This window comes from Kitasatospora sp. NPDC051984, from assembly GCF_044593455.1.
Lineage (GTDB): Bacteria > Actinomycetota > Actinomycetes > Streptomycetales > Streptomycetaceae > Kitasatospora.
On sequence record NZ_JBIUCB010000030.1, the window covers coordinates 9,692 to 30,988 of the forward strand.

Consider the following 21,297-nt stretch of genomic DNA (forward strand, 5'->3'; position numbering starts at 1 on the left):
GCCGGAAACCGGGGTCCGGGCCACTGCCCCGGGCCGGAAACGGGGACGCAAACCACTGCGCGGGGCCGGAAACCGGGGTCCGGGCCACTGCCCCGGGCCGGAAACGGGGACGCAAACCACTGCGCGGGGCCGGAAACCGGGGTCCGGGCCACTGCCCCGGCCGGAAACGGGGACGCAAACCACTGCGCGGGGCCGGAAACCGGGGTCCGGGCCACTGCCCCGGCCGGGAGCGGGGACGCAAACCACTGCGCGGGGGCGGAAACGGGGGTGCGGGCCGCTGCGCGGGGCCGGGAGCGGGAGCCCGTCGCGCCCGCAGGGCCGCGGGCGACGCGCATGGGGGCCGGTGCGCCGAGTTGCACGCGGACCCCGCAACGAGGAGCCGCCGGCAGGCCCCGCCCGTGCCCGACTGCCGACGCCGAAGCCCACCCGCTGCGCGGGGCCGGTGCGGTGGGGGGTGGCGGGGTAGGAGTGTGGGCATCGGACGGCGAGAGGGGTGGCGGGTGGACGGGCTGGTGGCGGATCTGATGGCCGAGGGAGCGGAACTGGACTCCCTGGTGGCGGAGTTGAGGGCGGCCGGATGGGAAGTGGGAACACCGGCGGCGGGGTGGACGGTGGCGCATCAGGTGTCGCACCTGGCGTGGACGGACCGGTGGACGCTGCTCGCCGCACAGGACCCGGAGGGGTTCGCGGCTGCGCTGGGGCGGGAGTTCGCGGACGGGATGGCGGCGGTGGACCAGGGTGCGGCCGAGGGTGTCGGCGAGGAGCCGGCCGCGCTGCTGAAGCGCTGGCGGGCGGGCCGGGCCGAGGTGGCCCGGGTGCTCGCGGAGGTACCGGCGGACGTGCGGCTGCCGTGGTTCGGGCCGCCGATGAAGGCCCGGTCGATGCTGACGGCCCGGCTGATGGAGACCTGGGCGCACGGGCAGGACGTCGCGGACGCGCTCGGCGCGGACCGCACCCCGACCGACCGTCTGCGGCACATCGCGCATCTGGGCGTCCGCACCGTCGGCTTCGCGTTCGCCGCCCACGGCCTGCCCGCGCCGACCGCCCCGATCCGGTTCGAACTCCGCTCCCCCGGCGGCGAGTTGTGGGCCTGGGGCGAGGAGGACGCCACCGACCGGGTGTCCGGCCCGGCGCTGGATTTCTGTCTGCTGGTCACCCAGCGCCGCCACCCCGACGACCTCGCCCTGACCGCCGAGGGCGACACCGCCCGCGCGTGGCTGCCCCGCGCGCAGGCGTTCGCGGGGCCGCCCGGGGAGGGGCGCAAGCCGCTGCGCCGCCACTGACCGCGATGCCGGTCAGTGGACCTTGTAGCAGGGCTCCTGACCGGGTATCGACATGTAGTGGCCATTGGCCCCGCTGACCTGGAGCATCGAAACCTGGTGTGGGCCGCCGAGGCCGTAGCCGAGTTCGGTGATGCGCAGACACACGGCCAAGGCCTGATCGCGGGTGGTGTCGGACGTGACGGTGACCGAGACGGCGTTCGTGCCGCCCTCGTAGACATCCGCCGCAGGAGGTATGTGGGAGTAGGTGCCGTGCTCGATGTGCGGCAGGCAGCGGATCTCGTCCGGCAGCGGACCCTCCCAGCCGCCCATCCAGCTCTCGGTGGGGCTGGGTGCGGCGCTGCAGGCGGGGCCGGGACCTTCGGAAGTGGATGCGGAGGCGGCGGCCGGCGTGGTGGCGCCGGCGGCGGGCGCGGCGGACTGCTTCGAGTCGGTGCTGCAGCCGGTCGCGGCGAGCGCGGCTGCGGCGAGGACGAGGACGGTGGCGAGGCGTCTGGACATGGGGTCCCCCCTTCTTGATCGGAGACACCGTACCGGCCCTGGCAAGCGCTTTCCGTGGCCCGTCCGGCAACCGCCGCCGACTCGTCAAATGCCGAGCCGCAGTGGCGAGATGCGCGTCGCGATCAGGTTGGTCGCGCCGTGGGTGCGTTCGACGGTGCCGTGGATGAGCAGGCCGGCGCGTTCCAGGACGGTGCGGCGGTGGGCCTCCCAGACCGGGCGGTTGCAGATGACGTTGATCAGGCCGGTCTCGTCCTCCAGGCTGAGGAAGAGGACGCCGCCGGCGGTGGGTGGGCGCTGGCGGTGGGTGACCAGGGCGCCGATGACGACGGGGGTGCCGGGTGGGACGTGCTGGAGCTGGGCGGCGGTGACGGCGCCGGAGCGGTGCAGGGCTTCGCGCAGGTGTTGGACGGGGTGGCTGGTGGCGGAGCTGCCGGTGGCCCAGAGGTCGGCGATGGTCTCCTCGACGGGGGTCATCGCGGGCAGCGGTGGGGCGTCGGCGCCGGGGAGGGTGCCGGGCAGTGAGTCGGGGTCGGTGGCGGCGTACAGGCCGGCCGACCAGAGGGCCTGGCGGCGGCCGAGGCCGAAGCAGGAGAACGCGCCGGCGGTGGCGAGGGCCTCCATGACGGTGCGGGGCAGGGCGGTGCGGCGGGCGAAGTCCTCCAGGTCGGTGTAGGGGCGCCCGGCGGCGATGGTCTCGGCCTGGGCCTGGCCGAGGCCGCGGACCGAGGTGAGGCCGAGCCGGATCGCGGCCTGCGGGGTCCCGGCCGTGAGGGGATGCGGGTAGGACGGGTGCCGCCCGGGTTCCAGGGTGGGGCCGGGGTCGCTGACCGCGACGTCCACCGCGCGCACCCGGACGCCGTGGCGGCGGACGTCGGTGATCAGGCTGAGCGGGGAGTAGAAGCCCATCGGCTGGTTGGCGAGCAGCGCGCAGGTGAACGCCGCCGGGTGGTGGTACTTGAGCCAGGCGCTGGCCCACACCAGGTAGGCGAAGCTGATCGCGTGCGACTCGGGGAAGCCGTAGCTGGAGAAGGCCTCGATCTTGGTGTAGACGTCCTCGGCGGTCTCGGCCGGGATCCCGCGTTCGGCCATGCCTTCCAGCAGGCGGGTGCGCAGCACGGCGACGCGTTCCAGGGAGCGTTTGGCGCCCATCGCCTGCCGGAGCCGGTCGGCCTCGTCGGGGGTGAATCCGGCGCAGTCGATGGCGAGTTGCATCATCTGTTCCTGGAACAGCGGGACGCCGAGGGTCTTGGCGAGGGCGCGTTCCATGCTGGGGTGCGGGATGTCGACGGGTTCGACGCCGTCGCGGCGGCGCAGGTAGGGGTGGACGGAGCCGCCCTGGATCGGGCCGGGGCGGATGAGCGCGACCTCGACCACCAGGTCGTAGAAGTGCTTGGGCTTGAGCCGGGGCAGGGTGGCCATCTGGGCGCGCGACTCGACCTGGAACACGCCGACGGTGTCGGCCCGGCAGAGCATCTCGTAGACCTTGGGGTCGTGTTGGGGGATGGTGGCGAGGTCGAGCCGTTCGCCGTAGTGCTGTTCGATCAGGTCGCAGGCGTCGTGCAGGGCGGCGAGCATGCCGAGGCCGAGCAGGTCGATCTTGACGAGTCCGGCGCCGGCGGTGGAGTCCTTGTCCCATTGCAGGACGGAGCGGCCGGGCATCCGGGCCCATTCGGTGGGGCAGATCTCGCCGACGGGTTCCCGGGTGAGCACCATGCCGCCGGAGTGGATGCCCAAGTGGCGTGGCAGACCGTGGAGTTGGCTGCCGAGGTCGAGGACGTCGGCGGGGATGACGGCGTCGTCCTGGACGGTGCCGTGGAACTCCACCTGCCGGGTGAAGGCGTCCACCTGCTCGGACGGGTAGCCGAGCGCCCGGGCGGCGTCGCGCAGTGCGAGCCGGGGCCGGTAGGTGATGACGTTGGCGACCTGGGCGGCGTGGGCGCGGCCGTAGCGCCCGTACACGTACTGGATGACCTCCTCGCGGCGGCGGTTCTCGATGTCGAGGTCGATGTCGGGCGGCCCGTCGCGGGCCACGCTGAGGAATCGTTCGAACAGCAGGCCGTAGGCGATGGGGTCGACGGCGGTGATGCCGAGGGCGTAGCAGACGGCGGAGTTGGCGGCGGAGCCGCGGCCCTGGCACCAGATGTTCTCGCGGCGGCAGAAGTCGACGATGTCATGGACGATCAGGAAGTACCCGGCGAGGTCGCGGGTCTCGATCACGTCGAGTTCGCGGGCGAGTTGGCGGCGGGCCGGGTCGTTGTCGGGCCCGAAGCGCCGCGGTCCGGCCTCGGCGACCAGGGCGCGCAGATGGCTGCTCTCGGTGTGGCCGTCGGGGACGGGGTAACCGGGCAGTTGCGGGTCGAGGGTGGAGAAGTCGAAGGCGCAGGCCCGGGCGAGGTCGACGGTGGCCTGCTGGACGCCGGGGAACCTCCGCAGCCGGTTCGCCATCTCGCGGCCGGAGCGCAGGTGCGCGGTGCCGGCGGCCATGGTGTACGGGGCGGCCTGTTCCAGGGTGCGGCGTTCGTGCAGGGCGGCCAGGGTCTGGGCGAGCCGTCCCTGCGCGGGTGCGGCGTGGTGGACGTTGTTGGTGGCGATCAGCGGCAGCGCGGTGCGGGCGGCGAGAGCGGCGAGGCGGTCGTTGCGCAGGTCGTCGCCGGGCATTCGGTGGTCGGTCAGTTCGACGTACACGTTGCCCGGCCCGAACGCCTCTTCCAGGAAACGGAGTTGGCGTTCGGCTTCCTCTTCGCCGGCGGCCTCCAGGGCGCGCCGGACCCGGCCGCGACGACAGCCGGAGAGCACCGCCCAGTGGCCGTGGTGGGCGTCGGCGAGTTCCTCGAACGCGTAGCGCGGGTTGTTCTTGGCGCCGCCGCGCAGTTGGGCGGCGCTGATCGCGGCGGACAGCCGCCGGTAGCCCTCCGGGTCGCGGGCCAGCACCAGCAGGTGGTCGTCCGGGCCGAGGGTGAGTTCGGCGCCGAACACGGTGCGGATGCCGGTGCCCTTGGCGGCCTCGGCCAGCCGGACCGCCCCGTAGAACCCGTCGTGGTCGGTGATCGCCACCGTCTCGATGCCCAACGCGACTGCCTCGTCGAGCAGTTGCTCCGGGTCGCTGGCGCCGTCGAGGAAGCTGAACGCCGAGTGGACGTGCAGTTCGGCCCACGGGACGGCGCCCTTCGGCGGCGCGGGCCGGGGGCGTTCGGGCTCCTCGCGGGTATGCGGGACAGCGGTGACCGCGCCGGACATCCGGCGTTGCAGCTCCGTCCAGGGGAGCGAGGGGTGGCTGGTGAATCCCATCGCGGGTGGTGCTCCGGTCTCGGGGTGGTCGGTGCGGGCGCTCCCCCTTCGGCGCTCGATCTGATGGTCCGTCAACTTCGTTCAGTCGTATGCTCCTTCGACGTACCATCGGCCGCCCTCCACGGTGAGCAGCAGGGCGCGGCCGCCCTCCACCGCGACCTGGAACCTGGCCCGGCGGCGGGCGGTGCGCGGGTCCCACCAGCGTTCGACGGCCGGCCACGGGCCGGTCCAGCCGAGCACTTCGAGGGTGCGGCCGTGCAGTTCGACCCGGTCCGGCGGGGCGGACACCTCGGCGCGGCCGTCCACCGCGACGGGCTGCCCGTCGCGGTCCAGCACCAGCACCGGAACCGGGTCGGACGGCACCACGGACGGCGACGGGTCGGTGAGCCGGCCCGGCCAGGGGCCGTCCGCTCTGTCGTTCCGGCGGAGTTCGGCCTCGTCCCACGGCAGTCGCGCCTGCTGCTCACCGGGGGCCCGGCCTCCCTCGGGGGCGCCGCGCCGTAGCCCCGCGTAGCCCAGCAGCGACTGCACCCGGGCCACCGCCCGCTCCACCCGGTCCTCCGCGACCGCCTCGCCCCACAGCGCCAACTGCCGTCCCTGGTCCGGGAACAGGCCGTCCGGGACGAGGCGCAGCGCGGTGAACGCGCCGTCCGCGTCGGTGAACGTGCCGGTGGACTGCCAGGCGTTCAGCTGCCAGCGGATCCGCTCGGCGAGGGCCGCCGCCGTCAGCCGCCCTTCGTGCTGCCACAGCCGGGCGACGGTGCGGCCGGCCTCGCAGGACACCTCGACCGCCACCCGCTGGCAGGCCAGTCCGACCTCGGCCAGCCGGGCGTGCAGGCGCTCCGCGAGGGTGCGGCCGACGAACACCAGGGGCTCCGCCAACTCCTCCGGCGGATCGAAGAGTTGCTCGACCGCGAGGTCCAGGCCCTGGTCCTTGGGCGCCAGCGGGCGCGGGTCCAGCCCGCGGGCCTGCCGGTGCGCGGCGCTCCCGGTCGGGCCGAACCGGTTCGCCACCAGGTCCGCCGCCAGCTCCGCGAACGCCCCCACCGTCTCCACGCCCAGCCGGTGCAGCAGTTCCGCCAGCTCCGGCTCGCCCAGCGTCGACACCGGGTACGGCGCCAGGAACTCCGGCGTCCGCCCCGCCGGCACCAGCAGCTCGGCGCGGGCCGCCAGCACGGCGGCGAACAGGCCGTCGGCGACACCGAGCAGCCCTCGCGGGGGTTCGGGCGACGGTTCCGGCTCGGGCTCGGGGGTCGGCGCGGGCTCCGGCTTCGGTTCCGGCTTCGGTTCCGGATGGGCGGGGGCCACCAGGGCGAGCGGGGTGGGGCCGTGCGGCGGGGCGGGCTCGGCGGAGCCGCCGTCGATCACGGTGAGCGGGGGTCGTCCGGCGGCCTCCTGCTCGGCGAACACCTCGTCCACCCACGCCGGTTCGGTCTCCTCGGTCAGCTCGTCGGTGGGCTCCTCCGGCGCGGCGACCGGCCAGGTCTCGGCCAGGACGGTGGCGACCGCGTCCCGGATCCCGACCGTGAGCGCCTCCTCACCGCCGAAGTACCGGGCCGGGCCCTTCACCGGAATCGCGCACAGCCCCGGCCGGAGCACCTCCACCCGCGGCGTGAACGCCTCCACCGCCGCGACCACCGGCTCGAACCGGCGCGCCTCCGCCTCCTCGTCCCGCTCCCGCAGCCGCAACTCCGGGCAGAACCGCTGCGCCAACCGCAACGGCTGCCCACGACGGACCCCCGCCGCCCGGGCCGCGTCCGAGGACGCCAGCACCCGGCCGCCCTCCACCACCGCCACCGCCCCCGCGTCCCCACCCACCGGCGCGGTCGCCACCAGCGGCCAGTCCGGACACCACACCACCAGCACCCGCTGCCCCGCCGGCCCCCACCCCGCGCCCCCGTCCCCCGCCCGGGCGGTACCCCACAACGGCCCGCCGCCACCACGGCTCACGGACGACGCCGGCTTACGAATCGGATTGGGGTGCTTCATGGCTGGTCACTCGGAGAGGTTCGGTGGGAGAAGGGGGGACGGGATCGGCAGACGCTCAGGGACACCTCCCGTGCCGAGAGGCCGCCGCGGTGGCGACGGCAGGCCGGAACGGCGAGAACGCCGTCGCCGACCCACTCGAACAACCGGGCAACCGGGCAACCGGGCAACCGGGCAACTCGGCCGGGGCGGGAGGCCGCGACGGGAACCGCGGGCCGGGGCCGGAAGCGCGTGTGCGCAGCGGAGAGCCGGAACGGCGAAGTGGTGTCGGTGACCTGCTCGGACAGCACTTCGACGTGACGACCGCCCCGACCGCCCACGGCGAACCCGTCCGCCCCCGGCATCCGACGAAAACGCCGGCGCCGCAGGCCGCCATCGCCGCAACCGAACGGCGACGGCGCAGGCGACGGGGACCCCGCAGTTGCCGGGCGGGGCGAAGGCCGTTGGCGTGGAGCCGAAGGGTTGCGCATCTCAGACCGCCTCCAGGGCGGGCCGGGTGAGGGCCGGTTCGGCGGGGGCGAAGGCGCGGGCGGCGCCGGTGGCGTCGGGGAGCCAGAGGTGGGCGGTGCGGGGGCGGGTGGCGGTGCCGCGGCCCTCGGCGACGGCTTCGACCTGGCGGCCGGTGAGTTGGCCGTGGCCGTCGCCGAGGCCGAACCAGCGGCCGGTGCGGATGCTGAGGCGCTGGGTGGCGCCGGGCCAGGGGCCGGCGACCAGCAGGGCACAACGGGTGCGGCGCAGGACGGCGGTGAGGCGGGCGGCGAGGGTGGGGGCGACCGGGCCGGTGGGGCGCAGCAGGATCAGGCCGACGGCGCCGGCGAGGGCGGCGACCACGTCGGGCCAGTGCGGTCCGGGGTGGTCGGCGAGCAGCAGGCGGCGCAGGTCGTAGCCGTAGCCGGCGGCGGCGGACAGGCCGAGTTCGGGGAGTCCGACGGCGGCGGCCCAGGCGGTGTCGCCGGTCTGTTCGGTGAAGGCGCCGGCGCCGAGGGCGAGCAGCAGTCCGGTGTCGCCGGTGACGGAGACGGCGGTGCCGGGGCGCAGTCCGCCGCCGGGGAGCAGCGGGGCGAGGGCGGGGAGGACGGGCAGCAGTTCGGGTTCGGCGACGGTCGGCAGTGGCGGGGCGGGGGCGATGCCGGGCCGCAGCGGGACGACGACCGTTCGATCGCGTTCGAGTGTCCGGGCAGGGTCGGCCGTCCCGGCGGGGGCAAAGTGGGCGAAAGCGCCCGTCCCGGACGGGTCGATCGATTCTGGTTCGAACATGTGCACGACTCCAGCATCGAACACTCGTTCGTAAATATTCAAGTCCGGGAATCTGACTGACCTGCAGAAACACCCGCGCGACGACCCTCGGTGACCGTTCGCGCCAGAGTTCGGCCGAGTCCCGCCGACTCCCGCCGAGCCCCGCCGAGCCCCGCCGAGATTCAGCGGACGCCGCGCGGGCGGAACTGGATGCTGATCCGGGGGCCGACCGCGCCGGCGCTCTTCGGGATGGCGTGTTCCCAGGTGCGCTGGCAGGAGCCGCCCATCACCAGCAGGTCGCCGTGGCCGAGCGAGCGGCGCACCGTCGGGCCGCCGCCGGCCAGCGGGCGCAGCAGCAGGGGGCGGGCCTGGCCGATCGAGAGGATGGCGACCATGGTGTCCTCGCGGTCGCCGCGGCCGATCCGGTCGCCGTGCCAGGCGACGCTGTCCCGGCCGTCGCGGTAGAGGCAGAGTCCGGCGGTGGCGAACGGTTCGCCGAGTTCCGCCCGGTAGTGGGCGCCGAGCGCGTCCCGGGCCTCGGTCAGGACGGGGTCGGGCAGCGTGGCGCCCTCGGGGTAGAAGGCCAGCAGCCGGGGGACGTCCACCACTCGTTCGTACATTTCGCGCCGTTCCGCCCGCCAGGGCACCCCGTCCACCAGTCGTTCGAACAGCGCGTCGGCGCCGTTCAGCCAGCCGGGCAGCACGTCGATCCAGGCCCCGTGGCCCAGTACCGTCCGTTCGATTCCGGCGAGCGGGCCGAGCGCGGGCTCCGCCTCCGGGCCGCCGGTGTCGAACAGCGAACCCTGCAGCTGGTACGTCATGCTGCCAGCGTACGCCCCGTTCGAACATTCGTACGATATTCGGGAAAGTGGGACCTTGACCGATCCGGTGCGCCGTCGGAGCGATTTTGACCGTTTGACCTAAATTGCCCGTTTATGGCAGAGAATCGCTGGATCAGCCGACGCCTGGTCCTCAAAGCCGTTGCCGGCCTCGCCGCGGCGTCCAACGGGATCCTGACCGCACAGCGCGCGACGGCGGCGGCACCGGCGCGCTTCCCGCAGCCGGAAGCGACGGCCCCGGGGACCGGCTCGGCGCCGCGGCTCGTCCAACAGACCCTGGACGTCCGCTTCACGGACATCGAGGTGCCGGGCTACGGCCAGGTCACCACCCGCACCTACAACGGGACGATCCCCGGGCCGACCCTGCGCGTGCGCGGCGGCGACACCCTGCGGCTGACGCACATCAACGGCCTGCCGCCCAACCGGCCCTTCCACGGCGACCACAACACGCCGCACCGCACCAACAGCTTCAACCTGCACACCCACGGGATGCACGTCTCCCCGTCCGGGCACGCCGACAACATCCAGCGCGAGTTCGCGCCGCGCACCGCCGCCGCAGTGGCCTACGGCCTTCCCGAGCCGCGGTACACGACCACCATCCACATCCCGGCCGACCACCCCGCCGGCACCTACTGGTACCACCCCCACCTGCACGGATCCACCGCCGAACAGATCGTCGGAGGAATGGCCGGGGTGATCATCGTCGAGGGCGACATCGACGAGGTGCCGGAGATCGAGGCGGCCGACGACATCGTCGTCTGCATCAACGAGCTCAAGTTCGAGGACGGCGAAGTCCCCGCCTTCACCTCGGGCGGCTGGGTGAACGACGTCCCGTCCACCTTCGCCGTCAACGGCACGGTCAACCCCACCCTCACCCTGCGCCCGGGCGAGGTCCAGCGCTGGCGGCTGGTCGCCGCGACCGCCTTCACCGCCCTGCGCCTGCGGATCGCCGGGGAGTGCGAGGACCTGACGATGCACCAGATCGCGCAGGACGGCATCAGCTTCGCCAGGCCCGTCGCCCTGCCGCAGGTGAACCTGGCCATGGGCAACCGCGCCGACGTCCTGGTCCGGGGCGGCCGGCCCGGCCGGTACGAGCTGCGGGCCGAAGGGGTACCCGACCCGCTGATGACGATCGAGGTCGCGGACGAGCCCGTCGAACCGCCGATGGACCTGCCGGACTCACTGCCGCCCGGCCGGCCGTTCCTCGACGAGAGGGACATCGTCAACCCCGACGCCGACCGCGAAGTGCTCCTCCACGTCGACCCGCAGGTCTTCCCCGGCGCGTTCCCCAATGCCTACCGCATGCTCGGCAGCAACGCCACGCCCCCCGACGACCCCGACGGCGACCTCACCCGCGACCCCGCTTACGGCCGCTTCGACCCCGACTACGTCAACCACACCCTGCGCCTGGGCGACATCGAACGCTGGACCGTCCGCACCGACGAGACCCTGCCGTCCCACGGCCACCCCTTCCACCTGCACACCAACCAGTTCCTCGTCACCCACCGCAACGGCGAACGCCTCGACCCCCCGGTCTGGCACGACACCGTCGGCCTGGCCGGCGGCACCCCCGGAGCGTCCGTCACCTTCCTGGTCAGATACGCCGACTTCACCGGCCACGCCGTCGCCCACTGCCACCAGCTCCACCACGAGGACCTCGGCATGATGCAGACCGTCCACTACGTCGAGGAGTGAGCCCCTGGGCCAGTTGAAATTTGGCGCCCTGGGGGTGGGGTGCGGCATGGTGGGCCGATCGCGCGGACGGCGCGGTCGGCCCGACCGATGGAGGGGTGAACCGTGAAGAAGATCGCCGCCAAGCTGTGGCGGATCATCCGGGGCCCGATGCAGTGGCGCGTTCTGTGGCTGTGGCACTCGAAGTTCATGGTCGGGGTCACCGGCATCGTCCGCGACGACGAAGGCCGAGTACTCCTGCTGAAGCACCGGATGTGGCCGGAGGGCCGGCAGTGGGGGCTGCCGGGCGGCTACGCGAACAAGAACGAGAGCTTCGAGGACACCGTCGTACGCGAAGTCCGGGAGGAGACCGGACTGACCGTGAAGACCGGCGAACTGGCGTATCTGCGAAGCGGGTTCAAGCTGCGCATCGAAGTCGCCTACGAGGCCCGGTACGTCAGCGGCCGGATCGGGGTGGACCCGTTCGAGATCCTGGAGGCCGGGTGGTTCGCACCGGACGACCTCCCCGAAGGGACGCAGGACCTGCACCGGCAGCTGATCGGCCGTCGGTGACCCCCGGCGCTACAGCTGTTCGAACCGGAAGGTGCGGATGAAGCAGTCGCGGGGCTGGGAAATGGCGAACAGGACGCAGTCGGTGACGGACTGGGTGGTGAGGGGGTCGGCGGCGGTGCGGGGGGTGGTGTCCCAGCTGGGGGCGAGGGGGTCGGCGTCGTCGAAGTCCGGGGGGTAGAGCGCGATCACCCGGATGTTCTCGGGGCGCAGGCGGGCGGAGAGTACGTCGGAGAAGCCGGACTGGGCGGCCTTCGCCGCGTAGTAGGCGGGGTGCGAGTCGGAGCGGTGGTTGCGCAGTTCACCGACCGAGGAGACCAGGTTGACCACGTCTGCGGCGGCCGAGGCGCGCAGCAGCGGCAGCAGGTGACGGGTGACCAGGACGGTGCCGGTGGCTCCGGAGGCGATGGTGTCGACGATCGCGTCGTCGTCGGCGCCCAGCAGGTCGGCGCCGTGCAGGTAGCGGGCCCCGTTGTTGACCAGTACGTCGACCCGGTCGGTACGGGACGCGACCTCGGCGGCGAAGGCCCGCACCGAGGCGGGGTCGGACAGGTTGCAGGCCAGGCCCTCCGCCTGCGCGCCGCTGTCGGCGGTGATCTCGTCGGCCGTCCGCCGGGCCGCGTCCAGCCCGCGTGCCGAGACCAGGACCCGCGCCCCCAGCCGCCCGGCCCGGATGGCGAGTGCCCGGCCGGTGCCGCGGCCCGCGCCGGTGATGACCATGGTGCGTCCGGTGAGATCCATGAACCGACCCTTCGTCTGCTTCCCAGTGCTGAGGGAAGAATAGGACTGTTGACCGAGGAGGGACGAAGTGGCCGGGTGGGGTGTGACACTCGCGGTGGGGTGCGAGTGCGGGGCCGAGGCGCGGCAGGACGTCGGGCAGGCGCTGCGGGGCGGAGAACTGTGCTGGGACGCGGAGTTGTACTGCCGCGCCTGCGGGGCGGGGTCGTGCCTCGGGTTCGGCACCGGCGAGGCGCCGCCCTGGGTGCGCGACCCGCTGATCGCCCAACATGGCACGGTGCGGCTGCGGTTGATCGATCCGGCGGCGGGGCGGGTCGCGGTGCTGCGGACGGTGCGCGAGGCGTGGGGGCTGGAGCTGTCTCAAGCCCGGGAGCTGGCAGAGCAGTTGGCGGGGGACGGACTGGCCGGGACGCTCCCCGAGGCCGCCTGGCTGCGCGAGCGGCTGGCCGCACGCGGGGTGCCGGCCGAGATCGCGACCGGCACCGGGCCGGCGCTCAGCCCTTGGGGCGGCCCGCGGTGACCCGGGCGGCGAGGGTGTCCTCGGGGCCCCCGTCCGCCCGATTGTCCGCATGCGCATGGCTGCCCCTCCCCCGTGGTTCGGCCAGCCGCTCTACCCACGCGCGCCGGCAACGGTTCGGACACCTCCCCGCTCCCCGTCCGGCCGGGTGGTTGGATCGGGGCGGCGGTGTCGCCACGGGCGCCGCCGGACGGAGGGACGAGGACGATGAGCGGCACCGAGCGGACCGGCAAGCGGGCGGACCGTCAGCACCTGGCCGACAGCCACGATCTGATCCGGGTGCACGGGGCGCGGGTGAACAACCTGAAGGACGTCAGCGTCGAACTGCCCAAGCGCAGGCTGACGGTGTTCACCGGGGTGTCCGGTTCGGGCAAGAGTTCGCTGGTGTTCGGCACCGTCGCGGCGGAGTCGCAGCGGCTGATCAACGAGACGTACAGCGCGTTCGTGCAGGGGTTCATGCCGACGCTGTCCCGCCCCGAGGTGGACGTGCTGGACGGCCTGACCACCGCGATCATCGTGGACCAGCAGCGGATGGGCGCCGACCCGCGCTCGACCGTCGGCACCGCGACGGATGCCAACGCGATGCTGCGCATCCTGTTCAGCCGGCTCGGCGACCCGTTCATCGGCCCGCCGCCGGCGTTCTCCTTCAACGTGCCGACGGTGCACGGCTCCGGCGCGATCACGGTGGAGCGCGGCGAGGGCTCGAAGGCGGAGAAGCGGACGTACTCGCGGGCGGGCGGGATGTGCCCGCGCTGCGAGGGGCGGGGCAGCGTCTCGGACATCGACCTGGGGCAGCTGTACGACGAGGCGCTGTCGCTGAACGAGGGCGCGCTGACCATCCCCGGGTACAAGCCGGGCGGCTGGAACTACCGGCTGTACACCGAGTCCGGGCTGATCGACCCGGACAAGCCGATCCGCGAGTACACCGAGAAGGAGCTGCACGACTTCCTGTACCTGGAGCCGACCAGGATGAAGATCGCGGGCATCAACATGACCTACGAGGGTCTGGTGCTGCGGATCCAGAAGTCGATGCTCAGCAAGGACCGGGCCGCTCTCCAGCCGCACATCCGCAGCTTCGTGGACCGCGCGGTCGCCTTCACCCGCTGCCCCGACTGCGAGGGCACCCGGCTGAGCGCGGCCGCCCGGTCCTCGAAGATCGAGGGCCGCTCGATCGCCGACGCGTGCGCCATGCAGATCAGCGATCTCGCCGACTGGGTACGGGAGTTGGACGAGCCCTCGGTGGGCCCGCTGCTGGCCTCGCTGCGGCAGGTGCTGGACTCGTTCACCGAGATCGGCCTCGGCTACCTCTCGCTCGACCGCCCGGCCGGCACGCTCTCCGGCGGCGAGGCGCAGCGGGTGAAGATGATCCGGCATCTCGGGTCCTCGCTGACCGACGTCACGTACGTCTTCGACGAGCCGACCACCGGCCTGCACCCGCACGACATCCAGCGGATGAACGACCTGCTGCTGCGGCTGCGCGACAAGGGCAACACGGTGCTGGTGGTGGAGCACAAGCCGGAGACCATCGCGATCGCCGACCACGTGGTGGACCTCGGCCCGGGCGCGGGTTCGGCGGGCGGCACGGTCTGCTTCGAGGGCAGCGTGCACGGGCTGCGCACCAGCGACACCATCACCGGCCGGCACTTCGACGACCGGGCCGCCCTCAAGCCCGAAGTCCGCACCTCCACCGGCGTGTTGGAGATCCGCGGCGCGAGCGCGCACAACCTGCGCGAGGTGGACGTGGACGTGCCGCTGGGCGTGCTGACGGTGGTCACCGGCGTGGCGGGCTCCGGAAAGAGCTCGCTGGTGCACGGCTCGCTGGTCAGCGGCGCGGCGCTGAAGGGCGGCGCACCCGAGGGCGTGGTGGCGATCGACCAGAGCCCGATCCGCGGCTCGCGGCGCTCGAACCCCGCCACCTACTCCGGCCTGCTGGAGCCGATCCGCAAGGCCTTCGCCAAGGCGAACGGCGTGAAGCCGGCCCTGTTCAGCGCCAACTCCGAAGGCGCGTGCCCGACTTGCAACGGCGCCGGGGTGGTGTACACCGACCTGGCGATGATGGCCGGAGTGGCCACCGTCTGCGAGGAGTGCGAGGGCAAGCGCTTCCAGGCCGCGGTACTGGACTACCACCTCGGCGGCCGGAACATCGCCGAGGTCCTGGCCATGTCGGTCGACGAAGCCGAATCCTTCTTCTCCACCGGCGAGGCCCGCACCCCCGCCGCGCACACCGTCCTGAAGCGCCTCTCCGACGTCGGCCTCGGCTACCTGACACTCGGCCAGCCGCTCACCACCCTCTCCGGCGGCGAACGCCAGCGCCTGAAGCTGGCCGCGCAGATGGCCGAGAAGGGCGGCATCTACGTCCTGGACGAGCCCACCGCCGGCCTGCACCTCGCCGACGTCGAACAACTCCTCGGCCTGCTCGACCGGTTGGTCGACTCCGGCAAGTCCGTCATCGTCGTCGAACACCACCAGGCCGTCATGGCCCACGCCGACTGGATCATCGACCTCGGCCCCGGCGCCGGCCACGACGGCGGCCGCATCGTCTTCCAGGGCACCCCCGCCGCCCTGATCGCCGACCGCACCACCCTCACCGGCCGCCACCTCGCGGAGTACGTGGGCGCCTGACCTCCGGGGATACGTGGGCGCCCGACGGCCGGGAATTCGCGCGACACGGCGTCCGGCGGACCAGCAGAATGACGGCCGGGTCCGACGGAGAGGACGGGAATTGGAGCTGTCGCTGGACGCGCTGGACGCCGTGGAGTGGGCCGGACTGGAGACCGCTCGCCGGTCCGATCCGGTGGAGATCGTGCCGCGGACGCTGCGCCACCTGGCGCAGGCGGGTGCGGCGGCCACGGAGGAGGACTGCTGGCCGCTGTACTGCCTGCGCCCGCAGCCGCCGCGTCAACTCCCGTCCGCCGCACCGGTCGCCGCGCCGTTCCTGCTCGCGCTGGCGCTCGACCCGAATATGGGCGCCCGGCGTGCGCTGACCGAGCTGCTGACCCTCCTGCTGCCGCTGTCGCCCGAGCTCATGGAGCAGCACCGCGCGTCCGTCCTGCTGCTGCTCGCCGACCCCGACCCTGCCGTCCGGCAGGTGGCGGCCCCGCTCGCGGTCGCCGCCGGGCTGCTGTCGGAACGCTGGCAGGCCGAGACCGATCGGACCGCGCGGATCGCGCTGTTGCTCGCCCTGCGGAAGTGCGACAGCGTCGAGGCGCCCGCTGTCCTCGCCGAGGCCCTGGCCGACGACGACCCGGCGCTGTACGTCGCGGCCGTGCACACCTCCGCCGCCACCGACCCCGACCTGCCGGTCCGACACTTCGAGCGCCTGATCGCCGTCCTGACCGACCCGGCGCCGAACCCCCGTTTCGACGGCGTCTGGTACATCCTGGGCATCGACGAGCCGCTGGAACGCGAGAACGTGATCTGGTGGGTGTCTCGCCTGTTCGCGCACCGACCCGACCTGGAAAACGCGTACCTGCTGCGCCTGTTGGCCGTCGCCGAACGCACCGCCGACGCGCTCCTGTGCCAGGAGACGCTGGACATCGCCTGGGTCCTGCTCACCCGGCGGCGCTCCGTGGACCCCGAACTGACCTCTACCGTCGGCCAGTTGCTCACGCACCCCTCCCCGGACGTCCGCCAGCGCGCCGCCAACTTCCTCGGCGGCCTCGGACCCGTCGCCGCCCCGTACGCGGACCAGTTGGCAGCACTGCTGGACGACGACGCCACGGACCCGGAGATGTTCGGGACCGTTGGCGAGCTCGCCCGCTGGGCACTGCTCAGGATCGGCGACCGGCGCGGACTGCCGGGCCTGGCCGAGCAGTTGCGCGCGCATGCGGAAGGAGAGGACGAGTGCCGCGGGTGCGGCGCCGTGGACGGTCCACACCCTCCGTCGATCGTCCACGCCCTGGCCCCGCTGAGGGCGGACGCGGACACCTTGCTGCCCGAACTGCGCGAGGCGCTCCGCCGGGAGAGTCCGCACGGTGCGGCCCGTGACTTCCTTGCCGTGCTGGAGTCCTGGGGCCGGGACGCCGCAGCGGCACTACCGGACGTACTACCCCTGCTCGGCGAGCCCTTCACGGCACCCGACGCGCTCGCCGCGCTGTCCGCGTTCGGCCCGGACGCCGCAGCGATCATCCGCGGCCTCGGACTGACGGCCGCCCAACTCCAGTACCGGCCCGACCTGATCGCCGAGGACCGCCCGACCGCGCTTCGCCTGATCGGCGAGGCCGTACTGAGCGCCGAACACCCGTGGCAGGCCCCGATCGCGCGGCTGGGCGAGTTCGGCCCGGCCGCAGCCCCGTACGCCGATCACCTCCGCCACGTCATGGCCACGACCGAGCACAAGACACGCATCGCCGCCGCCTCCGCGCTCTGCTCAGTCACCGGCCGGCCCGGGCCGAGCCTGGACGCCCTGACAGAGTTCATCGTGCCGATCGCCGAAGCCGAACCCGACTACTTCCTGTTCGCCACGGCCATGCGGGCCGCGATCCAAATGGGCACGATCAGCCCGGCGATCCGCACCGCCCTGCTGGCGGCCCGTCGCTCCGAAGGCCGCCTGTCCGACCGGGACGGCTACGAGGCGATCCTTGAGGACGAAGAACTCCGCGCCCTGATCGACCAGGCCCTCGCCTGCCCCGACGCCACCTGACGAGGAGAACCGATGGACGTACGGATCCGCACCGGCCGGGACGGCGACGCGGCGGGGCTGGTGCGGCTGGCCGGGCAGGTCGAGCACTGGTTCGGGGCGATGGTGGGCGATCCGGGGTTCCACGAGGCGGTGGAGCGTCAACTCGACCGGGGGACGGCGCTGGTGGCGACCGACGGGAACCGCGTGGTGGGTGGCCTGCTGGTCGGGTACGAGGCGTCGGTGTGCCACCTGCACTGGCTGGTGGTGGACGAGAGCGCCCGGGGTGCGGGTGTCGGCCGGGCGCTGGTGGCGGAGGCGCTGGCCCGCTGCCCGGACGGGGTGGCGAGCGTCGAGGTGGTGACCTTCGGCGCGGACCACCCGGGAGCGGTGGCCGGCGGCGCGCGGGTGTTCTACGAGCGGCTGGGGTTCTCCCCCGCCGAGGCCGCCGGGAACGGGCCGGAAGGCGGGTCGCGACAGGTGTACCGGCGGCCGCTGTGATCAATCCCCGTGGTGCTCGCGGGCCCAGGTGCAGGCGGTGTCCAGCACGCCGATCAGCGAGCCGCCCACCTCGGTCAGCGCGTACTCGACGTGCGGCGGGTTGCCGCCGTGGTCGGTGCGGGTCAGCCAGTGGTCGCGTTCCATCGCGCGCAGCGTTTCGGTGAGCACCTTCGGGTTGACGCCGCGCAGCCGGGCCTTGAGTTCGGTGAAGCGGTGCGGCCCGTCCTGGAGGCAACGCAGCACCGCGCCGGACCACTTGTCGCCGACCTGGATCGGTGAGCGGTGCGCGCACTTCCGGGGGTCGAACACCCCGGCTTCCTCGGAGATGGTCATGCCTCGACGATAGCCGCACCTCGGGGCCGGTTCCGTTGCAGTAACCGGGGGTGCCCGTCCTACCGTCGGCGACGACACGGAACGCAGCACGGCAACCAGGACAACGAGGAGCAGCCATGAGCAGGATCGTGATCTTCGGCGCGGGTGGGCGGGTCGGCCGGGCGGCGGTCGCGGAGGCCGTCCGACGCGGTCACAGCGTGACGGCGGTGGTCCGCGACCCGGCCAAGTACCCTGAGATGGAGGAGAGTTCAGGTGTGACGCTGGTGCGCGGCGACGCGACGGACGCGGATGCGGTGGCCCGGGTGGCGGCCGGCCACGACGCGGCGATCAACGCCTCGGTGCGGCTGGACGTCCCGTCCGAGAGCTACTTCACCGCCGCCGCACGCTCCCTGACGGCGGGTCTGAACCGTGCCGGGGTCGGCCGGCTGCTGGTGCTCGGCATCGCCACCACGCTGGAGACCTCGCCCGGGGTGCGCATCATGGACGACCCCGAATTCCCCGAGCAGTACCGGACGTTCTCGCAGGGCCACGTCGCCGAGTTCGACCTCCTCACCGCCGAGGCCGGCCCCCTCGACTGGCTGATGGTCGTCCCGCCCATGGACCTCGACGCCGACGCCCCCGCCACCGGCCAGTACGTCACCGCGGTCAACACCGTCACCGGCACCGGCCGGATCTCCCACCCGGACCTGGCGGTGGCCCTGCTGGACGAGATCGACACCCCCGAGCACCACGCCACCCAACTCGCCGTCTCCCACTGACGCCGGTACCGCCGATCCGGCCGATCCCACCCGGACGGGCCGCCGTTTCCCCGGCGTGCCAACGCCCTTCGGCCTGCGGGGCGGGCCTAGGGTGGGCCCGTCGTCGCAGGTCGCAGAGCCGAGGAGGCCGGAGATGCCCGAAGCCGCCGTTCCCCCGCCGCCGCAGGTGTGGCCGACGTTGCGGGCGCGTGATGCCCGGGGGCTGATCGCGTTCCTGGTGGAGGCGTTCGGTTTCCGGGCGACCACGGTGTACGCGGACGGCGACCGGGTGGAGCATGCGGAACTGGCATGGCCGCTCGGCGGCGGCATCATGCTGGGATCGGCGAAGGAGCCCGCCGAGGGCGAGGACGATCCGTGGCCGTTGCGGCCCGGCACCTTCGGCGCGTACGTGGTCACCGACGATCCGGACGGTCTGTTCCGGCGGGCGGTCGGCGCGGGCGCCCGGGTGACCGCCGAACTGCACGACACCGACTACGGTTCACGGGATTTCACGGTGCTGGACCCGGAGGGCAACCGCTGGTCGTTCGGCACGTACCGGGGCGAAGCACCCCGCCACTGACGGTACGTCACTGTCAGGCCCGGGTGGCACGCTGGCGGCCATGACGACCGCACCCACACCGCCACCGCAGCACCTCTCCCCCGCCTGGGCCGACGCCGAGAGCCGGGCGACTCCGCCGCTGGTCGGCGACGAGCGTGAACTCCTCGCCGCGTTCCTGGACTTCCACCGGGAGACCTTCGCGCTGAAGTGCGCGGGCGTCCCCGTGGAGCGGCTGTCCGAGCTCGCGGTGCCGCCGTCGGGGCTGAGCCTGCACGGGCTGGTGCGACACCTGACCGGCGCCGAACAGTGGTGGCTGGAGATCCAGTTCGCCGGCGACGAGACCAGGCCGCTGCTCTACTACTCCGACGACGACCCGGAGCAGGACTTCGAGCACCTCGACGGCGACTTCGCCGAGGCGCTGGCGCTCTGGCGCGCCCAGGTCGAGATCTCCCGCCGGATCGTCGCCGAGGCCCCGTCGCTGGACGCCACCGGCACCCAGAAGACCACCGGGCGCCCGGTCTCGCTGCGCCGCATCCTGCTGCACATGCTCGCCGAGTACGCCCGCCACAACGGGCACGCCGACCTGCTGCGCGAGCGCATCGACGGCTCGACCGGCTACTGATCGGGGACTCACTACCGAACGATCGGTTGATCGAACTCCGCCGTTTCCCGGAATCCGTCCGGACGGGGGTTGTAGCCTGAAGGGGTGCTTCTTCTCGTCAGCCGTCGCCACGTGGACCTGCTCCGCGTCACGAGCATGTCCTGTCGACGCTCCGGCTGATCTGCCCCATCCACATCCCCTGCCCGTAGCGGTCCACCGGCCGCGCCGGGCGCCGCCACCCCGGCATGCCCCGGCGCGACCCGCCGCCGCGGCCGGGCCTTTCACCGTGGACGCGCACCCATGACGCTGCAGCACCCCATCACCCTCCCCGTCATCGACCTCTCGCTCGCCGACGGTGACGCCACCGACCGGGCCCGGCTCCGCCGGGAGTTGCGGGAGGCCGCCACCGGAGTCGGTTTCTTCCAGCTCGTCGGCCACGGCGTGACCGCCGCCGAGACCGCCGACCTCACCTCCGCGATGCGCGCCTTCTTCGCCCTTCCCGAGACCGACCGGCTGTCGGTCAGCAACCTCAACTCCCCGCATTTCCGCGGCTACACGCGCACCGGGGACGAGCGCACCGGCGGCAGCCGCGACTGGCGCGACCAGCTCGACATCGGCCCCGAACTGCCGGCGCACGTGCCCGCGCCCGGCGAGCCCGCCTACTGGTGGCTGGAGGGGCCGAACCAGTGGCCCGCCGCGCTCCCGGAGCTGCGCACCGCGGCCCTGCACTGGATCGACCGGCTCGACGGTGTCGCCCGTCGGCTGCTGCACGAACTGCTCGCCTCGATCGGCGCCCGCCCGGACTTCTACGACGACGCCTTCGCCCCGCACCCCCACCTGCACCTGAAGCTGGTCCGCTACCCGGGCACCGCGCCCGACGGCGCCGCGCAGGGCGTCGGCACGCACAAGGACTACGGCTTCGTCACCCTCCTCCTGCAGGACACCGTCGGCGGCCTCCAGGTCGAACGCCCGGACGGCACCTTCCTGGACGTGCCCCCGCTGGACGGCGCTTTCGTCGTCAACCTCGGCGAGCTCCTCGAGGTCGCCACCGACGGCTACCTGAAGGCCACCAGCCACCGCGTGGTCTCCCCGGCGGGCGCCCGCGAGCGCTTCTCCGTCCCGTTCTTCTACAACCCCCGGCTCGACGCCCACATCGCCCCGCTCGACTTCCCGCATTCCCACCACGCGCCGGGCATCACCCAGGACCCGTCGAATCCTCTGCACGCGGACTTCGGTGTGAACGAATTGAAGGGATTCAGCCGCGCCCACCCGGAGGTCACCCGCCGCCACCACGCCGAACTCCTCCCCCAGGGCTGAGCCCG

19 protein-coding genes are annotated in these 21,297 nt (G+C 73.2%); 12 read left to right on the forward strand and 7 right to left on the reverse strand.

The genetic code is table 11. The features are described 5' to 3' along the window. Nucleotides 1–500 precede the first annotated feature (500 nt). The gene (locus tag ACIHEI_RS33440; RefSeq protein WP_396609351.1) at nt 501–1,283 is read left to right on the forward strand and encodes a TIGR03084 family metal-binding protein; all 783 of its coding nucleotides are present in this window, start codon (nt 501–503) and stop codon (nt 1,281–1,283) included. Nucleotides 1,284–1,295: 12 nt separating this feature from the next. On the opposite strand, the gene ACIHEI_RS33445 is transcribed toward ACIHEI_RS33440, so the two are convergent. From ACIHEI_RS33445 to ACIHEI_RS33465, 5 genes are all read right to left on the reverse strand, one after another. After that, nucleotides 1,296–1,781, reverse strand: a complete 486-nt coding sequence (locus ACIHEI_RS33445) for a hypothetical protein (RefSeq protein ID WP_396609352.1) — start codon at nt 1,779–1,781, stop codon at nt 1,296–1,298. An 84-nt stretch (nt 1,782–1,865) separates the two neighbouring features. Beyond that, nucleotides 1,866–5,069, reverse strand: a complete 3,204-nt coding sequence (locus ACIHEI_RS33450; protein ID WP_396609353.1) for an error-prone DNA polymerase — start codon at nt 5,067–5,069, stop codon at nt 1,866–1,868. Nucleotides 5,070–5,150: 81 nt separating this feature from the next. Next, complete coding sequence (locus ACIHEI_RS33455; RefSeq protein WP_396609354.1) at nt 5,151–6,995, reverse strand: hypothetical protein; 1,845 nt, start codon at nt 6,993–6,995, stop codon at nt 5,151–5,153. Between the two features lie 531 nt (nt 6,996–7,526). After that, on the reverse strand, nt 7,527–8,312 hold the full coding sequence (locus ACIHEI_RS33460) for a hypothetical protein (RefSeq protein WP_396609355.1): 786 nt from the start codon (nt 8,310–8,312) through the stop codon (nt 7,527–7,529). Between the two features lie 161 nt (nt 8,313–8,473). Then, nucleotides 8,474–9,112 carry an alpha-ketoglutarate-dependent dioxygenase AlkB gene (locus ACIHEI_RS33465; RefSeq protein WP_387863598.1) on the reverse strand — a complete coding sequence of 213 codons (639 nt, stop codon included), beginning with the start codon at nt 9,110–9,112 and terminating at the stop codon, nt 8,474–8,476. A 114-nt stretch (nt 9,113–9,226) separates the two neighbouring features. Between ACIHEI_RS33465 and ACIHEI_RS33470 the strand changes: the two genes are divergently transcribed. Continuing rightward, nucleotides 9,227–10,825 carry a multicopper oxidase family protein gene (locus tag ACIHEI_RS33470; protein WP_396609356.1) on the forward strand — a complete coding sequence of 533 codons (1,599 nt, stop codon included), beginning with the start codon at nt 9,227–9,229 and terminating at the stop codon, nt 10,823–10,825. Between the two features lie 102 nt (nt 10,826–10,927). Beyond that, a complete protein-coding gene (locus ACIHEI_RS33475) occupies nt 10,928–11,374 on the forward strand; it encodes an NUDIX domain-containing protein (RefSeq protein WP_396609357.1) in 447 nt (148 codons plus the stop codon). A 9-nt stretch (nt 11,375–11,383) separates the two neighbouring features. Here ACIHEI_RS33475 and ACIHEI_RS33480 read toward each other — a convergent pair whose 3' ends face one another. After that, nucleotides 11,384–12,112, reverse strand: coding sequence for an SDR family oxidoreductase (locus tag ACIHEI_RS33480; RefSeq protein ID WP_396609358.1), 729 nt, complete (start codon nt 12,110–12,112; stop codon nt 11,384–11,386). A 67-nt stretch (nt 12,113–12,179) separates the two neighbouring features. Between ACIHEI_RS33480 and ACIHEI_RS33485 the strand changes: the two genes are divergently transcribed. From ACIHEI_RS33485 to ACIHEI_RS33500, 4 genes are all read left to right on the forward strand, one after another. Further along, nucleotides 12,180–12,629, forward strand: coding sequence for a hypothetical protein (locus ACIHEI_RS33485; protein ID WP_396609359.1), 450 nt, complete (start codon nt 12,180–12,182; stop codon nt 12,627–12,629). Nucleotides 12,630–12,833: 204 nt separating this feature from the next. Further along, nucleotides 12,834–15,248 (forward strand): ATP-binding cassette domain-containing protein, encoded by a 2,415-nt coding sequence (locus ACIHEI_RS33490; protein WP_396609360.1) that lies wholly within the window; start codon nt 12,834–12,836, stop codon nt 15,246–15,248. Nucleotides 15,249–15,348: 100 nt separating this feature from the next. After that, a complete protein-coding gene (locus tag ACIHEI_RS33495; protein ID WP_396609361.1) occupies nt 15,349–17,268 on the forward strand; it encodes a hypothetical protein in 1,920 nt (639 codons plus the stop codon). A gap of 12 nt (nt 17,269–17,280) precedes the next feature. Continuing rightward, nucleotides 17,281–17,745, forward strand: coding sequence for a GNAT family N-acetyltransferase (locus ACIHEI_RS33500; RefSeq protein WP_396609362.1), 465 nt, complete (start codon nt 17,281–17,283; stop codon nt 17,743–17,745). On the opposite strand, the gene ACIHEI_RS33505 is transcribed toward ACIHEI_RS33500, so the two are convergent. Next, a complete protein-coding gene (locus ACIHEI_RS33505) occupies nt 17,746–18,078 on the reverse strand; it encodes a winged helix-turn-helix transcriptional regulator (RefSeq protein WP_396609363.1) in 333 nt (110 codons plus the stop codon). 116 nt (nt 18,079–18,194) lie between these two features. On the opposite strand from ACIHEI_RS33505, the gene ACIHEI_RS33510 reads away from it, so the two are divergent. The 5 genes from ACIHEI_RS33510 to ACIHEI_RS33530 all read left to right on the forward strand — a co-directional run bounded on the left by ACIHEI_RS33510 (nt 18,195) and on the right by ACIHEI_RS33530 (nt 21,292). Next, a complete protein-coding gene (locus ACIHEI_RS33510) occupies nt 18,195–18,836 on the forward strand; it encodes an NAD(P)-dependent oxidoreductase (protein WP_396609364.1) in 642 nt (213 codons plus the stop codon). A 133-nt stretch (nt 18,837–18,969) separates the two neighbouring features. Continuing rightward, complete coding sequence (locus ACIHEI_RS33515) at nt 18,970–19,395, forward strand: VOC family protein (protein ID WP_392948219.1); 426 nt, start codon at nt 18,970–18,972, stop codon at nt 19,393–19,395. 40 nt (nt 19,396–19,435) lie between these two features. Next, on the forward strand, nt 19,436–19,996 hold the full coding sequence (locus ACIHEI_RS33520) for a DinB family protein (protein ID WP_396609365.1): 561 nt from the start codon (nt 19,436–19,438) through the stop codon (nt 19,994–19,996). 84 nt (nt 19,997–20,080) lie between these two features. Next, nucleotides 20,081–20,155, forward strand: coding sequence for a putative leader peptide (locus tag ACIHEI_RS33525; protein WP_354644872.1), 75 nt, complete (start codon nt 20,081–20,083; stop codon nt 20,153–20,155). A gap of 120 nt (nt 20,156–20,275) precedes the next feature. Further along, entirely contained in the window at nt 20,276–21,292 is a 1,017-nt protein-coding gene (locus tag ACIHEI_RS33530; RefSeq protein WP_396609366.1) for an isopenicillin N synthase family dioxygenase, read from the forward strand. Nucleotides 21,293–21,297: the final 5 nt, after the last annotated feature.

Excerpts from the sequence above, each read along its gene's own strand:
- ACIHEI_RS33445 (WP_396609352.1), bottom strand. The coding sequence starts at position 1,781 with ATGTCCAGACGCCTCGCCACCGTCCTCGTCCTCGCCGCAGCCGCGCTC.
- ACIHEI_RS33450 (WP_396609353.1), bottom strand. The coding sequence starts at position 5,069 with ATGGGATTCACCAGCCACCCCTCGCTCCCCTGGACGGAGCTGCAACGC.
- ACIHEI_RS33460 (WP_396609355.1), bottom strand. The coding sequence starts at position 8,312 with ATGTTCGAACCAGAATCGATCGACCCGTCCGGGACGGGCGCTTTCGCC.
- ACIHEI_RS33465 (WP_387863598.1), bottom strand. The coding sequence starts at position 9,112 with ATGACGTACCAGCTGCAGGGTTCGCTGTTCGACACCGGCGGCCCGGAG.
- ACIHEI_RS33470 (WP_396609356.1), top strand. The coding sequence starts at position 9,227 with ATGGCAGAGAATCGCTGGATCAGCCGACGCCTGGTCCTCAAAGCCGTT.
- ACIHEI_RS33480 (WP_396609358.1), bottom strand. The coding sequence starts at position 12,112 with ATGGATCTCACCGGACGCACCATGGTCATCACCGGCGCGGGCCGCGGC.
- ACIHEI_RS33490 (WP_396609360.1), top strand. The coding sequence starts at position 12,834 with ATGAGCGGCACCGAGCGGACCGGCAAGCGGGCGGACCGTCAGCACCTG.
- ACIHEI_RS33500 (WP_396609362.1), top strand. The coding sequence starts at position 17,281 with ATGGACGTACGGATCCGCACCGGCCGGGACGGCGACGCGGCGGGGCTG.
- ACIHEI_RS33505 (WP_396609363.1), bottom strand. The coding sequence starts at position 18,078 with ATGACCATCTCCGAGGAAGCCGGGGTGTTCGACCCCCGGAAGTGCGCG.
- ACIHEI_RS33510 (WP_396609364.1), top strand. The coding sequence starts at position 18,195 with ATGAGCAGGATCGTGATCTTCGGCGCGGGTGGGCGGGTCGGCCGGGCG.
- ACIHEI_RS33515 (WP_392948219.1), top strand. The coding sequence starts at position 18,970 with ATGCCCGAAGCCGCCGTTCCCCCGCCGCCGCAGGTGTGGCCGACGTTG.
- ACIHEI_RS33520 (WP_396609365.1), top strand. The coding sequence starts at position 19,436 with ATGACGACCGCACCCACACCGCCACCGCAGCACCTCTCCCCCGCCTGG.
- ACIHEI_RS33530 (WP_396609366.1), top strand. The coding sequence starts at position 20,276 with ATGACGCTGCAGCACCCCATCACCCTCCCCGTCATCGACCTCTCGCTC.